This window comes from Paenibacillus lupini, assembly GCF_011761355.1.
Classification (GTDB): domain Bacteria; phylum Bacillota; class Bacilli; order Paenibacillales; family Paenibacillaceae; genus Pristimantibacillus; species Pristimantibacillus lupini.
Map to the genome: position 1 here is coordinate 664,606 of NZ_JAASRW010000002.1, position 14,569 is coordinate 679,174.

Sequence of the window (14,569 nt, forward strand, 5' to 3'; positions counted from 1 at the left end):
ATTCCCACATGGGAAGCGGATTTTGCTTATTGGGATGCCAAGCGATACAACGGCATTAACGTTTCATAGGTTTGCTGGGCAAACTTATACAAGGCATCTCCATCCTGCAGGAGCGGGTCACCGGTCGGAATGTGGCGGCCGATAAGTAATTCGGCTTTCTGCACATCACGCAGGCGGGTAAGCGCGTTAGTCCAGTCCTGATCGGACATTTCGCTGACAGACTTGGATTCTTTCTTCATATGGTCAAGGGAAAGGACATAATCGGATGGGACAGCCGCAATGACCTCGTCCAGATGTTCTAAGTAAATGGATGCAATGTGGGATTTATTAGGCGCCTCATAAATAAGGGCGAACCATAAGAATAGGTGATCGTCGAACAAGCCAAGCTGGAAATGTGGGTGTGCTTTGTAGCCGCGTTTGTTGTTGCAGATTGCAAACCAAGTATCCTTTGGCGGGTTTACCGTACGGCGCGCATGTTTGGCAATATGCAGGAACATCTCGTCACTTGCCTGCACGGCAATATCGCCGGCAAGCTTTTCGCCGAGATAGCGGAATTTCGGCCGGATCCGTTCCTCAATAGCCGACATTCGCTGCTCCAGGCCATCGATCAGGAAAGTATCAAAGTCTTTTTGTTCAAAGCCTGTAAAGGCTGCTGGCGTCGTTGTAGTCGTCATCTATGTTCTCTCTCCTCACAATTGAAACAAATAATAATGGTTCATTATAGCACATCCAAGGCAGTGGTACAGCTTCGATAGGGGGCATGTCCCCTCTTGCGGGCGGCTTGACCGCCCTTTTTTTAAATTAGACGGCCTTTAAGCGAAAATTAGTCAATAATCCAAGTTGCCAGAACATAAGATGGAGTATAAGATAGAGGTAAGAACAAATTGTCAGACTATTTCGTCAAATGCTAAAAAGGGAGGGATTGCCGTGAATAAGAGCTACGAAGTCGAATATTGTAATTTGGAGCTGCGATTTGATCGCCGGCAAATCCAAAACCTCATCCGTGATCTCATTCAGGAAGGGTACTCCTTGTATTGGAGCGAAACGGAGGGGCAGTTCCTCATTTCAATTCGAACTGGTCGTAAGCTCGTGAAGTTAAGGTTTCAGCGGATGAAGAACCGTTACAAGATCGTCGGGGATTACACCATTAAGGACGAGAAACTGTCGGAGTTGCTTGAAAAGCTTATTAATGACACACGTGGACATGCGATTGTCAAGCGGATCAAAGATCGTCAGATCGTCATTGAGAACATTATGTTTGGTGAAATAATACGACTTGTGGAGGTGTCCGGTATGGAACATCGGATTATTTATCAAAAGAAGCCATTCGTAACTATAGAGGAAATGATCAAAGCTTTTCAATCCAAACGGGCGGAGGAACGCGCAGCGGTATTACGTTATGAATTGGATTATGAGCTGACGGTACTCTTTGACGCTCTGCAAGAGAACAATGAAGAGGCCGTTGCTGAATCGAAGGAAAAACTTGTGCTGCTCCGTTCGGAGATGCTGCAGCTTGAATTATAAGGCTAATAATGAATGATTTGATAAATCGGCTGAATGGTTCTTAATGAATCATTTGGCCGGTTTTTTTCATTTTCTGGTTAGCATTTCTTCGTAATATAAGGTAAACTTTCTAATGCGGTCAGGAAATCTAATGGGTGTTTGGCGACAAATTCCGCACAAATGGTTTTCATCTCTTTGCAAAAAGAGTAATATAAAACTATTGAAGACCACCATACTATAAAAAAAAGGATGGAAGAAACCAAATGGCAAAACAGCAAATCGGCGTTATCGGCCTCGCAGTTATGGGCAAAAACCTCGCGCTTAACATTGAGAGTAGAGGCTTCACAGTTTCGGTATATAACCGTTCCCGTGAAAAAACAGATGAATTGATCAAAGAATCCGAAGGCAAGAACCTTGTTCCTGCTTACACAGTTGAAGAGTTCGTGCAATCGCTCGAATCTCCTCGCAAAATTCTGATCATGGTACAAGCTGGCGCTGGTACTGATGCTACAATTGACGCTCTTGTTCCTCACCTGGACAAAGGCGACATCATCATCGACGGCGGCAACGCTTATTTCCCTGACACGGTTCGCCGCAGCAAAGCTCTTGAAGAGCAAGGCATCCGCTTCATCGGTACTGGTGTATCCGGCGGTGAAGAAGGCGCACTGAAAGGTCCTTCCATTATGCCAGGCGGCCAAGAATCCGCGTACAAACTGGTTGAACCAATCCTTACTGCTATCTCGGCAAAAGTCGGCGACGACGCTTGCTGCACATATATCGGTCCAGACGGTGCCGGCCACTATGTAAAAATGGTGCATAACGGTATCGAGTACGGCGACATGCAGCTCATCTGCGAAGCATATGACCTGCTGAAAAACACGCTTGATCTGAGCGCTGAAGAGCTTCACAGCATCTTCACCGAGTGGAACAAAGGCGAACTGGACAGCTACCTGATCGAGATCACAGCTGACATCTTCTCCAAATATGACCCTGAGACAGGTAAACCTATGGTTGACGTTATCCTTGACTCTGCTGGTCAAAAAGGCACAGGCAAATGGACAAGCCAAAGCTCCCTGGACCTTGGCGTGCCATTGTCGATCATTACGGAATCCGTATTTACTCGCTTCCTGTCCGCTATGAAGGAAGAGCGCGTAGCTGCAAGCAAAGTATTGAACGGTCCTGAGAAAAAAGCATTCCAAGGCGACAAAGCGGCATTCATCGAATCCGTACGCAAAGCGCTGTTCGCAAGTAAAATCTGCTCGTACGCACAAGGCTTCGCTCAAATGCGTGCAGCATCTGAAGAATATGATTGGAACCTTCGTTACGGCGACATCGCGATGATCTTCCGCGGCGGCTGCATAATCCGTGCACGCTTCCTGCAAAACATCAAAGATGCTTACGATCGTGATGCTAACCTGCGCAACCTGCTCCTCGATCCTTACTTCCAAGGTATCGTTGAGTCGTACCAAGGCGCATGGCGTGAAGTGGTTGGCGCAGCTGTTACTAACGGCGTACCAGTACCTGCTTTCTCAAGCGCACTGTCGTACTTCGACAGCTACCGTACAGAGCGTCTGCCAGCTAACCTGCTGCAAGCGCAACGTGACTACTTCGGTGCTCATACGTTCAAACGTTTGGACAAAGAAGGTTCGTTCCACCACAACTGGATGAACTCCTAATCCGAATTGATTATTTTAGCCCGTAAGACGCTTCAATGAGACATTGGCGCAAACGTGTTGCCTCCTGTTCGGAGTAATGCTTGCGGCGAATGAGCAGCATTGACGCTTCGGCGAAATAATGAAAGTTTTTCAATAAGCGTGGCTGCGAAAGGTCCCTGAGAGCAGGGTCCTCGTCAGCCACCTTTTTTTTAATATATTCAAGCATCCATACGACATCTTCACGGCATAACGGGTGATCGGGGCTTAAAATACGATCCATTCGGACATTGCTTGGGTGGGAAGCGGGCAAATTCGAATCACTGGTCATGCCATCTTCACTCCTATTCATGATATATGCATCATTATCATCCATACGGCATATGCAACTTTTTTATACCCTATTCCGGATAAAAAATGATATGATGTTGTGGTAAATAATATCGGAACAGACTAATAGGGGAGTTCTTGCAGTGGATCTACGCACAAGAAAAATTGTATTAGTAGGCTTTATGGGAACGGGCAAATCAACCGTCAGCCGACTGCTTGCAGAGCAGCTCGGATGTTCGCGTTACGATTCGGATGAGGTCATCGAGCAAACCGAAGGGACAATCTCGAAGCTGTTCGAAACCTATGGTGAGGCAGGCTTCCGCGATATCGAAAGCAAAGTGCTGGATTCGCTGTTAGAGGTCGATGCACGCTCTATTATCGCAACTGGCGGCGGAGCAGTTCTGCGGGAACATAACCGGGAAGCTATGCTGAAGCATGGATTCGTGGTTGCGCTTACGGCAGATGCGGAGCATATCATTAATAGAGTGAAGTCTGACACTACTCGTCCATTACTACAGGGTGATGTAGCTGCCAACGTTCACCGCATTATGGAGCAGCGCAAGCATGCTTATGATTTTGCTCACCTCCAATTGGATACAACATCATTAACGCCGCAGGAAGCAGCAGAGGTCATTCTTCAAGCTCTGCAAGAGGAATAGCAGGAGCAACGTTCAACTACTTTAAATAAAAGGAGAACTGCAGCACAATGGATGTTATCGTTACACCTACTCCAATACTTAAAGGGGAAATTCAAGCACTTTCCTCTAAAAATTATACGACTCGCTACTTACTGGTCGCTGCGCTTGCGGAAGGTACAAGCACGATTTATTATCCAGCTCACAGTGAAGACAGCGACGCAATGCGCCGTTGTATCCGTGATCTGGGTGCAATCGTAGAAGAAGATGAAGAGAAAATCGTCATTACTGGCTTTGGCAAAAATCCAAAGGCAGTTGAGCAGCTGGATGTAGGCAATGCTGGTGCCGTCCTTAGGTTCCTTATGGCGATTGCTACGCTTTGCCCGGATGTAACCTTCATTAACCGTTACCCAGATTCACTTGGCAAACGTCCACATAACGATCTGATCGACGCACTTGGCCAAATAGGTGTGAAGGTTGAACATAACGAGGGTAAGCTGCCGATCCGTATTCAAGGCGGAGCACCAAAAGGCGGAAAAATTCAAGTATCCGGCAATGTCAGCTCGCAGTTCCTGAGCGCCTTGTTGTTCTTGACGCCGCTGCTTGAAGAAGACAGCGAGATCGAAGTGCTGCATGATCTGAAATCCAAGGTTGTTGTTGGACAAACACTGGAAGTGCTGGAGCAGGCAGGTATCGTGATTCATGCAAGCGAGGATCTGATGAACTACCGTATTCCAGGCGGACAAAAGTATGAAGCGAAGAAATATGTCGTGCAAGGGGACTACCCAGGTTCGGCAGCTATTCTTGCAGCAGCAGCGGTTACGAATTCGGACGTTATTGTTCATCGTCTGGAGGAGAATAGTAAACAAGGCGAGCGCGCTGTTGTTGACGTCCTCCGTATGATGGAAGTTCCAATGACTCATGAGAACGGAATTGTTCATGTAAAGGGCAATGGCAAGCTGAAGGCTGTTGAATTCGACGGCGATAAAGCTACGGATGCGGTTCTTGCTATGGTTGCTGCGGCAGTCTTTGCTGAAGGGACTTCGCGTTTCTATGATGTAGAGAACCTGCGCTACAAAGAGTGCGACCGTATTACGGATTATTTGAACGAGCTGCGTAAAGCTGGAGCGAATGTAGAAGAACGCCAAGCAGAAATTATCGTTCATGGCCGTCCGGAAGGTGTAGAAGGCGGCGTTGAAATTAATGCCCATTATGATCATCGTGTGATTATGGCACTTACTGTCGTGGGTCTTCGTGCGAAGAATCCGATCCGGATCCGCGATGCGCATCATGTTGCTAAGTCATATCCGATTTATTTCGATCACCTGAAAGCGTTAGGTGCGAACGTAGAGTGGGTAGAATAAGAGTAAACAGATGAAAGCGAGGCGTTGATAATGGCATTTCAAAATCCGACCCGCGATGAAATAAAAGAAATTCTGCAGGCGAGCACGAATATCGCTGTTGTTGGTTTATCCGATAAGCCTGACCGTGTGTCTTATATGGTATCTGAAGCGATGCAGAAGAAGGGTTATCGGATTATTCCGGTTAATCCCGCTGCCGAAACGATTCTGGGTGAGAAATGCTACGCAACGCTTAAGGATATTCCAGAACCCGTCGATATCGTCAACGTATTCCGTCGACCAGAGCATACTCCACCTATTGCGGAGGAAGCTGTTGCGATTGGAGCGAAGACGCTTTGGCTGCAGCTTGGGATCGCTAATGATGATGCAGCTAAGATTGCATTTGATGGCGGGCTTCAGGTCATCATGGATCGCTGTATTAAGGTTGAGGATTCCATCTTACTGCCGCATGGGAAGGCTTCAATCTAGACGCACCTCAACGTTATACTTTTTACATTGGCGGGCCATCAGGCCCGTCTTTTACTTTGACAAAAAAGCGTAGACACCGTACCATCGATATAGAGATTTGGATAAGACAATAGTGCATGCTTACGAAGTAAGAATTGCTTTGCAATTCTTTTTAGGTAGAAGCTTACGAAGTTAAGAATTATCGCAAGAACGCAATTGGATGGATGCTTACGAAGTAAGAATTGCTTCGCAATTCTTTTTAGGAGGTGAAAAGGTGAATTTTCTAGGAAGGTTTCAGCAGCTTGGACGTGCAGTTATGCTGCCGATGATCGTACTTCCAGCTGCGGCAATCTTTTTATTTCTTAGTCAGCTGCCATGGGATCTTCTTGGATTACCCGATGCTGCAGACTATTTGAAAGCGGCAGGAAATGCGATCTTTATGTTTCTGCCTTATATTTTTGCTGTTGGCGTATCGTTGGGACTTACGAGTAATGCCATTGCAGCAGGTATGGCTGCCTTAGCGGGCATGGTCATATATGTTGGTGTTACGGGTGCAGCGGAAGCACAGATTGAACCAACGGTGTTTGTAGGCTCAATTATCGGCATCATCTCCGGGTTCAGCTATGAGCGGTTTAAGAATTTACGTCTGCCTGAATACATACAGTTTTTCGGAGGGCCGAGGTTTGTTCCTCTGTTCGTCAGCTTCGTTACCGTAGTACTCTCGATGGCGATGATTGGGGTAGCACCGTTAATCCAGCGCATGCTGGAATGCTTAGGTGATGTGGTCGCTTCCGGCGGTGGTTTTGGCGTTTTCTTGTTCGGTTTTTTATATCGGATACTTGTTGTTTTTGGTCTGCATCATTTGCTCAGCCACGTGTTCTGGTTCCAGGTCGGCGGATATGAGACGGCAAACGGTGCAATGGTTTATGGTGATCTGCCGAGATTTTTCGCAGGTGATCCAACCGCAGGTGCCTTTATGGCCGGGATGTATCCAATCGTCATGTTTGCCTTACCGGCCATTGCCTTGGCGATCATTCATGAAGCAAGGGAAGATTTGAAGCCGAAAATCCGGAAAACGTTTATGTATGCTGCACTGGCTTCATTTTTGACAGGTGTCACGGAACCGGTTGAATTTGCTTTTCTATTCGTTGCGCCTTACCTGTTTGTCGTGCATGCTTTGTTATCCGGCATCATTATGTGGGTCACGTATGAGCTTGGCATCCGGCATGGCTTCTCGTTCTCAGGTGGCGTCATTGACTATATTATTAATGAGCATTTGGCAACAAAAGGCTGGCTGCTTATTCCAATCGGTATTGTTGTTGGGATTATTTATTACGTACTGTTCCGGTGGGCGATTAACCGGTTCCGTATTCCGACGCCGGGACGTGAGGAGGGCTCGCAACTTGATGAATGGGCAGGTGACATTCCATATCGTGCTCCTCTTATCCTTCAGGCGATTGGCGGGAAAGACAACATTGTGCAAATGGAGTCCTGCATTACAAGGCTTCGCCTCAAAGTAGCCAATGAAAAGCTGCTTGATAATAACTCGCTCCGCAATTTAGGGGCAGCAGGTGTGCTGCGGCTAGGCGGCGGCAACGTCCAAGTGGTATTCGGTACGTATTCGGAGCTGATACGAGCTGAGATGCTGAAGGCTATTGAACGGGATCAAGAACAGGTGCTCTTTAGTTCCCCGGTACAAGGCCGAATGATTCCGCTGGAAGATGTACCTGATCCCATATTTGCGGGCAAGCTGGTCGGACAAGGCGTGGCCTTTATTCCAGATAAAGGCGAGCTGGTATCACCGGTTAAAGGTACCGTCATTATTGTGTATCCAACGATGCATGCTGTAGGCATACGAACGTTGGAGGGGCTTGAAGTATTGCTCCATATCGGAATAGACACGTCCAAGCTGACCGGGAAATCGTATTTCAAAGCAGTTGTACAGGAAGGCCAGGAGGTTAATCCAGGAGATATGCTCGTTCGATTCGACCTGCAAAGAGTTCGAAAGGAGAGCAAATCGCTTGCAACGCCAATGGTCATCACGAATTCGGATCTCGTCCATTCTTGGCGTTTTGCGCCATTCAAAGCGGTGAAGAAAGGACAGTCTTCTGTCTTGTCAGTTGTACTTAAAGAGAGAAATGGTGGAGGGGAACGACCATGATACAAGGAATAGGAGCTTCGGCAGGCATTGCGATCGGGAAGTCGTTTGTACTTCCGAATTGGGAGTGGGAATTTCCTGAGCAGCGTGTCGATGTAGCTGATTTTGCCCGGGAATTTGAACGAGTCTATGAAGGAATTCGCACATCCAAGCATGAGATTGAGCAAATCAAGGATGAGCTTAGGGATGTTGTTGGCTCGGATGAAACTCAGATTTTTGATGCACATCTGGCCATATTGGATGATCCAGTCTTCATGAATGAGATTCAAGGGATTATCCAGCGCCAGTATAAAGCGGCAGAAGTTGCGGTAAAAGAGGCTATCGACCATTTCGTCACGATGTTTGATCTGCTTGATGACGAATATATGAAGGAACGTGCCCTTGATATTAAGGATGTCGGTAACCGTCTGCTCAAGCATTTGCTTGGTGCACCGGAAATTACACTGCCTTCCGATACTCAGCCTTTTATTCTAATTGCAAGAGAGCTCTCTCCTTCCCAGTTGGCCCATATTAACCCGAATAATGTGCTTGGTATTGTAACGCTTGCTGGTAGTTCGACTTCTCACTCTGCCATAATGGCCCGTGCGCTTGGTGTACCACTTGTTGTTGGGGTGGAGGCGAAGCTCGAGGAGCCGATTCAAACTGGTCAATCTCTCATTATTGATGGTACGGAAGGACTTCTCTTTATTGAGCCCGAAGATGCGTTAATCGATCATTATTCGGAGCTTCAAGGACGCCTGGCTGAAGCAAGACAGCAGCTGAACAGCATTGCCGGACATCAATCCGTAACTCCGGACGGGAAGGTGCTGGGACTTGCCGCGAATATCAGTTCCTTGAAGGAGCTTGAGGTAGCACTCTCCACCGGGGCTCATGGTGTTGGACTGTTCCGTACTGAATTTCTGTATATGGATCGGAACCGTTTTCCGAAGGAAGAAGAGCAATATGAGGTTTATAAAAGTGTTGCAGAAAAGCTGGCGGGAGAACCCTTAATTATTCGAACACTTGATATCGGCGGCGATAAGCAGCTTGATTATTTTAATATCCCTGAAGAGGATAATCCGTTTCTTGGTTATAGAGCCATCCGGATTTCACTCGATCGTAAAGATCTGTTCAAGACACAGCTTAGAGCAATCCTTCGGGCAAGTCACTATGGGCAAGTTAAGATCATGTATCCGCTGATTTCGTCCGTGGAGGAAGTAAGAGCTGCTAACAATGTGCTTGCTGAAGCGAAGCAGGAGCTGGAGCAGGAAGGGATTCCTTATAATGCGAATATCCAGGTAGGCATTATGATCGAAGTGCCTGCAGCTGTTATACTGGCTGATTTATTGGCGCAGGAGGTTGATTTCTTTAGCATTGGTACTAACGACCTTGTTCAGTTTACGCTGGCAGTGGACCGAATGAATGAAGAGATCAGCTATTTGTATGAGCCTTTCCATCCAGCGGTGCTGCGTATGCTGAAGCTGACGGTCGAAGCGGCGAAAAGAAATCGTATTAAGGTTGGCGTATGCGGTGAGCTTGCGGGCGACCTGCGCGCACTTCCGATCTGGCTTAGCCTAGATGTAGATGAGCTGAGTATGTCCTCTCATTCCATTCTGCAAGTGAAAGAGCGGCTGCTCTGCACAAGGCAGGAAGACAGCCACTCCTTGCTCGAGCAGCTTATGGAATGTCGTACGAGCGCAGATATTCATAACAAACTGAAGCAGTTTATGGATTCAGTTGATGGCAAAGGAGCAGCGTCCGCGATTTAGCGGACGGCTTCTTTTGTATTCAAATATAAGAAAGTATAAGATTTCCCTATACTACGCTTATATTTCACACGCGAAACGTATGCTGCTCCTTCTAAGACAGAGCAACGTTTACGCTTGAGCCTGCTGTTCTAATGCATCCACGAATGCTTTCGCATAAGGAGGCAGATCAGGTGGACGGCGGGCTGATATGATGTTGCCATCAACAACAACAGCTTCATCGAACCATTCAGCTCCGGCATTTTCCATATCATCGCGAATACCTGGTGTAGAGGTAACTTTACGACCTTGCAGGATTTTAGCCGAAATAAGCACCCAGCCTGCGTGACAGATTTGTCCGATAGGCTTGCCAGCAGCATCAAGCTCCTGAACGAGCTCCAGTACTTTCGGATAGCGGCGAAGCTTGTCTGGCGCCCAGCCGCCAGGCACAAGCAGACCGGCAATGTCGGTGCTGTTCACTTCGTCAAAGGACAGGTCAGCGACAGCAGGAACACCATATTTTCCGATATGCTTTTTCCCTTTTTCAGGACCGGCATACAAGACAGTTGCTCCGGCTTCGCGGACCCGATAAACCGGGTACCAGAGTTCAAGATCTTCGAACTCGTCATCAAGAAGACAAATAACGGTTTTATTATGTAATGACATATTTGATTTCCTCCTGTATTTATTATTTCTTTACCATTGTAACGAAGGAGAACTCATGAATCAAACGAACAAACACCGACTAATACGTTTTATCCCGGCTGTCCTATGGATGGCGGTCATATTCGGATTTTCCTCCCGGACGGGTGATGAGATGAACACGATGCTGCCGTTTTTCCAGCGCTTCTTCCCATCTATGTCGAGCTTTGACTGGGGACATTTTCTCGCTTATTTTTTATTAGCAGTTACTTTTGACTATGCAATTGGAGCAAAGGGAGACCGTATTCTCTATAAATGCTTAATAGTGATTGGCTGCGGGCTCTACGGCGTAACGGACGAGTTCCATCAATCGTTTGTAGGCGGCAGAATGACTGACGTGCTAGATATCCGTAATGATATGATTGGAGCAGCTGTATGGGTTATATTGGCTGCCTATCCGCGGATCAAAAGACGTTGGCGGAAAGTTGCTCCATAGTAAAAATTACATAGTGCAGATAAGCAGGATTTTTTGTAGAAAAGGTCGAATCCTTTACGCAGCGAAAAAAGAAATTGAAATGGAAATGCAGCCGCGCGTAAAGGAGTGGGCCAAAGTGCAGAAAAGGTGTCATTGCGGTGACATCATGAAGATGAAACTGCGTACAGTGATCTATTCGGGCAAAGTCGAAATTGACAACGTCCCAGTATTTTCTTGTTCGGTATGCAGCCGCAGCGAAGTACTACCCGATGTGAAGCCGGATCTGACCGGCCTCATCGCAAAGCTAGGCCAAGAACCACCGAAACAAACCTTTTTATTTAACGAATGTAATGAATGGGCGGATTTGCTTGTTGAAGCAAGCGAGCACCGTAAGCATACGGATCCGTACCATATCGAACAGCTGACGCAAGAGCGGATTAATAATTTACTTGATGTACATTTAATCGCGCAATCGCTTCATGATGAGGAATGGATTGCTGATATTAACAAAAGACTATCTCAACTTAGCAGGCGGTCCTTGCATACATAAGCCATACGGGAATATCGCTCTCCAGTTTGCTGCAGCATGAAGGGGTTTATTTAAGGCTGTGCATGCGCTAACATTGCGAAAAGTAATATTTTGTCGTATGATTACGTTAATATGCAGCGAGCGTAAATAAAATTTGAGATAATGGAGAGAAGTCCGTGACGGTTACCATTTATGATGTAGCAAGAGAAGCAGGAGTATCGATGGCTACGGTTTCTCGGGTTGTTAATAATAATCCGAATGTTAAGCCGGCAACGCGCAAAAAGGTATACGAGGCTATTGAACGACTCGGTTATCGTCCGAATGCAGTTGCACGAGGCCTCGCAAGCAAGAAAACAACTACGGTAGGAGTCGTTATTCCGGATATTTCGAATGCGAATTTCGCCGAAGTTGCCCGCGGTATCGAGGATATTGCGAATATGTATCATTATAATATCATTTTGTGTAACGCGGATAAGAAAAAAGACAAAGAAATCCGTGTTATTAACACTCTTCTGGAGAAGCAAGTAGACGGCCTCTTGTTCATGGGCGGTGCTGTTACAGAAGAGCATATGCAGGCGTTCAAAACTGCGAATGTACCGATCGTACTTTGTGCGACGACTGATGAGAACGGACAAATTCCGTCTGTTGATATTAATCATGAAGAAGCGGCCTATGATGCGGTCCGCAAGCTGGTAGAGCAAGGTCATACACGTATTGCTATGATCAGTGGAACTCTGCAGGATCCGGCAAATGGTTATTCCCGTTACCAAGGCTACAAGCGTGCCCTTGAGGATTCGGGTATTCCTTATGACGAGTCGCTTGTTCGGACAGGCAATTACCGTTATGAGTCCGGCGCTGAAGCAATGAAATATTTCATCGATCTCTCGGTACGCCCAACGGCTGTATTTGCCGCTACGGATGAAATGGCCATTGGCGCTATTCATTGCATTCAAGATTCCGGACTGAGAGTACCGGATGATGTCTCCGTTATTAGCGTAGATAATACACGTATGGCTTCGATGGTTCGTCCTCAGTTGACGGCAGTTGCTCAGCCGATGTATGACATCGGTGCCGTATCGATGCGTCTGCTCACGAAGCTGATGAAGAAAGAAGTAGTTGAGAACGCAAAAGTCATTTTGCCGCATGAAATTGTCATTAGACAATCTGTTGGAGGTTTGCAAGCATAATGGGTTTTAACAAGATTGGCATTATCGGAGCAATGGTTGAAGAGATTGAACTGTTGCATCAGAACGTAAACGTAACAAACAGTGTTACGAAAGCCGGCATCACCTATTATGAAGGGCTGCTGCACGGCAAGACAGTTGTATTTTGCAAGTCTGGAGTAGGAAAGGTCAATGCTGCTGTATGCACGCAGATCCTGATTGATATGGACGTAGATTCCGTATTGTTCACTGGTGTTGCGGGTGCGCTTGACCCACGTCTTAATATTGGTGATATTGTTGTATCATCCAGCTGCGTGCAGCATGACATGGATGTTACTCCGCTTGGATTTGCCAAAGGCGTTATTCCGTTTCAGGAGCGTTCAGAGTTTGTGGCAGATGAGAAGCTTATCTCGCTTGCATCGGAAGCAAGTGAGCGTTTGTTCGAAGGACGAAGCCTGATCGGCAAAGTATTATCCGGTGATCAGTTTATCGCAAGTCGTGATACGGTTCGTGAGCTGTATGAAACGATGCAAGGCGCGTGTGCGGAGATGGAAGGGGCATCGGTCGCTCATGTGTGTGATATGAATGAGGTTCCATTTGTTGTTATCCGTTCGATGTCGGATAAAGCGGATGGTTCAGCGCATGTCAACTATGCAGAGTTTACGGTAACTGCAGCGAACAACTCGTATGCGATTATCGATGATATGATTCAGCATATATAGAGAAAAGGAAACGTCCGTACCTGATGGTACGGACGTTTTTGTTATATTTATAAATCCTGCACTGCAATAGCTGTTGTTTGGCGATTTTTCACTTCGATCTCCGCCCTGCGTGGGATGGTCAATACTTGGCTCATATCATCCAGCCAGCAGTCTGGCAGCGGGGTAGGACTTGCTCCCGACCATTTGTCCAGCCAGGCTTCCGGTAAAGGCACGTCTTCGCCATTATTCAATTTCTGAACGATAGGGTGCTCGGACATTGTAAGCCAGACGAGCGACCAAGCACGAGGGACAACACGCCACCAATCATATCCTCCGCCTCCTAGAGCCACCCAGCGGCCTTCTGAATGCTTGTGGGCAAGCTCATGGATAATAACAGGCATCTCTTGATAGATGCGCATGCTGCAGTGTATATGCGACAAGGGATCATAGGCATGCGCATCGCAGCCATGTTGGCTGACTATGATATCAGGTTTGAATACCTCTGCAATCTTAGTAATAGAGCTTCGGAACGATTCCAGCCATGAATCATCTTCCGTATAGGGCTCCATTGGTACGTTATAGCATGCTCCGAAGCCAGTATCCGCGCCTCGCTCGTGTACAAAGCCGGTCCCAGGAAACAGAAATTTGCCGGTTTCATGAATGGAGTAGGTACATACTTCAGGCTCATTATAGAAGCTCCACTGAACGCCGTCTCCATGATGAACATCGGTATCAATATAAAGCACTCGTGCTCCGTAATGCTGACGTATGTATTGTATAGCAACAGCTGCGTCGTTATAGACACAGAACCCCGATCCGCGGTCTGGGAAGGCGTGATGAAGCCCGCCAGCCATATGATAGGCATGGTTTGCCGCGCCACTCATGACGAGCTCTGCAGCATGTACGGAGCCGGCTGCGATAGTTGCTGCAGCATCATGCATCCCCGGGAAAAAAGGAGTATCCTCCGTGTCAAGCCCGTATCGTCCAGCTGCTGCAGTATCTTCTTCAGAGGGCTTGTCCAAGCTTAAGCGCTGAACAGCGCTTATGTAATCATCCCGATGAACGAGAGAGAGCAGCGCTTGATCAGCGGTGATTGACGGGGATGCTATCTGGTCGTCATGCAGGGCTCCTGCAGCTCTCAGTAAATCGATGGTTAAGGTCATCCGAATCGGACTAAAAGGATGCTGCTCTCCGAATTGATAACGGGTACTGTCAGAATGATGAACGAATATAGCGTTAGTCACTTCCT

15 protein-coding genes are annotated in these 14,569 nt (G+C 47.2%); 11 read left to right on the plus strand and 4 right to left on the minus strand.

All coding sequences use genetic code 11. The features are described from left to right. Positions 1 to 26: 26 nt before the first annotated feature. Positions 27 to 674: a DUF1054 domain-containing protein gene (locus tag FHS17_RS08550; RefSeq protein WP_167277880.1), complete on the minus strand. Its 648-nt coding sequence runs from the start codon at positions 672 to 674 to the stop codon at positions 27 to 29. 253 nt (positions 675 to 927) lie between these two features. Here FHS17_RS08550 and FHS17_RS08555 point away from each other — a divergent pair, with 253 nt between their 5' ends. Both FHS17_RS08555 and gndA read left to right on the plus strand, forming a co-directional pair. Next, positions 928 to 1,524, plus strand: coding sequence for a hypothetical protein (locus FHS17_RS08555; RefSeq protein ID WP_127493532.1), 597 nt, complete (start codon positions 928 to 930; stop codon positions 1,522 to 1,524). Positions 1,525 to 1,766: 242 nt separating this feature from the next. Next, a complete protein-coding gene (gene gndA, locus FHS17_RS08560) occupies positions 1,767 to 3,179 on the plus strand; it encodes an NADP-dependent phosphogluconate dehydrogenase (protein ID WP_167277883.1) in 1,413 nt (470 codons plus the stop codon). A gap of 10 nt (positions 3,180 to 3,189) precedes the next feature. On the opposite strand, the gene FHS17_RS08565 is transcribed toward gndA, so the two are convergent. Further along, the gene (locus FHS17_RS08565) at positions 3,190 to 3,486 is read right to left on the minus strand and encodes a hypothetical protein (RefSeq protein ID WP_167277886.1); all 297 of its coding nucleotides are present in this window, start codon (positions 3,484 to 3,486) and stop codon (positions 3,190 to 3,192) included. A 142-nt stretch (positions 3,487 to 3,628) separates the two neighbouring features. Between FHS17_RS08565 and FHS17_RS08570 the strand changes: the two genes are divergently transcribed. The 5 genes from FHS17_RS08570 to ptsP all read left to right on the plus strand — a co-directional run bounded on the left by FHS17_RS08570 (position 3,629) and on the right by ptsP (position 9,834). Beyond that, positions 3,629 to 4,144, plus strand: coding sequence for a shikimate kinase (locus FHS17_RS08570; protein ID WP_167277888.1), 516 nt, complete (start codon positions 3,629 to 3,631; stop codon positions 4,142 to 4,144). Positions 4,145 to 4,191: 47 nt separating this feature from the next. Further along, positions 4,192 to 5,484 (plus strand): 3-phosphoshikimate 1-carboxyvinyltransferase, encoded by a 1,293-nt coding sequence (gene aroA / locus FHS17_RS08575; protein WP_167277891.1) that lies wholly within the window; start codon positions 4,192 to 4,194, stop codon positions 5,482 to 5,484. A 30-nt stretch (positions 5,485 to 5,514) separates the two neighbouring features. After that, the gene (locus FHS17_RS08580) at positions 5,515 to 5,949 is read left to right on the plus strand and encodes a CoA-binding protein (protein WP_167277893.1); all 435 of its coding nucleotides are present in this window, start codon (positions 5,515 to 5,517) and stop codon (positions 5,947 to 5,949) included. A gap of 253 nt (positions 5,950 to 6,202) precedes the next feature. Then, positions 6,203 to 8,089 (plus strand): glucose PTS transporter subunit IIA, encoded by a 1,887-nt coding sequence (locus FHS17_RS08585; protein WP_167277896.1) that lies wholly within the window; start codon positions 6,203 to 6,205, stop codon positions 8,087 to 8,089. After that, positions 8,086 to 9,834, plus strand: a complete 1,749-nt coding sequence (ptsP, locus tag FHS17_RS08590; RefSeq protein ID WP_167277899.1) for a phosphoenolpyruvate--protein phosphotransferase — start codon at positions 8,086 to 8,088, stop codon at positions 9,832 to 9,834. The genes FHS17_RS08585 and ptsP overlap by 4 nt, the downstream gene beginning before the upstream one ends. 108 nt (positions 9,835 to 9,942) lie before the next feature. Here the strand turns inward: ptsP and FHS17_RS08595 are convergent, their stop codons facing one another. After that, on the minus strand, positions 9,943 to 10,476 hold the full coding sequence (locus tag FHS17_RS08595) for a type 1 glutamine amidotransferase domain-containing protein (RefSeq protein ID WP_167277902.1): 534 nt from the start codon (positions 10,474 to 10,476) through the stop codon (positions 9,943 to 9,945). 55 nt (positions 10,477 to 10,531) lie between these two features. Here FHS17_RS08595 and FHS17_RS08600 point away from each other — a divergent pair, with 55 nt between their 5' ends. The 4 genes from FHS17_RS08600 (at position 10,532) to FHS17_RS08615 (ending at position 13,341) form a co-directional block, all read left to right on the plus strand. Beyond that, complete coding sequence (locus FHS17_RS08600; protein ID WP_167277905.1) at positions 10,532 to 10,948, plus strand: VanZ family protein; 417 nt, start codon at positions 10,532 to 10,534, stop codon at positions 10,946 to 10,948. Between the two features lie 115 nt (positions 10,949 to 11,063). Then, on the plus strand, positions 11,064 to 11,477 hold the full coding sequence (locus FHS17_RS08605) for a hypothetical protein (RefSeq protein WP_167277908.1): 414 nt from the start codon (positions 11,064 to 11,066) through the stop codon (positions 11,475 to 11,477). 155 nt (positions 11,478 to 11,632) lie between these two features. Then, positions 11,633 to 12,643 (plus strand): catabolite control protein A, encoded by a 1,011-nt coding sequence (gene ccpA / locus FHS17_RS08610; protein WP_167277910.1) that lies wholly within the window; start codon positions 11,633 to 11,635, stop codon positions 12,641 to 12,643. Beyond that, the gene (locus FHS17_RS08615; protein ID WP_167277913.1) at positions 12,643 to 13,341 is read left to right on the plus strand and encodes a 5'-methylthioadenosine/adenosylhomocysteine nucleosidase; all 699 of its coding nucleotides are present in this window, start codon (positions 12,643 to 12,645) and stop codon (positions 13,339 to 13,341) included. The genes ccpA and FHS17_RS08615 overlap by 1 nt, the downstream gene beginning before the upstream one ends. 47 nt (positions 13,342 to 13,388) lie before the next feature. Here FHS17_RS08615 and FHS17_RS08620 read toward each other — a convergent pair whose 3' ends face one another. Further along, entirely contained in the window at positions 13,389 to 14,564 is a 1,176-nt protein-coding gene (locus FHS17_RS08620) for an arginase family protein (RefSeq protein ID WP_167277916.1), read from the minus strand. Positions 14,565 to 14,569 lie beyond the last annotated feature (5 nt).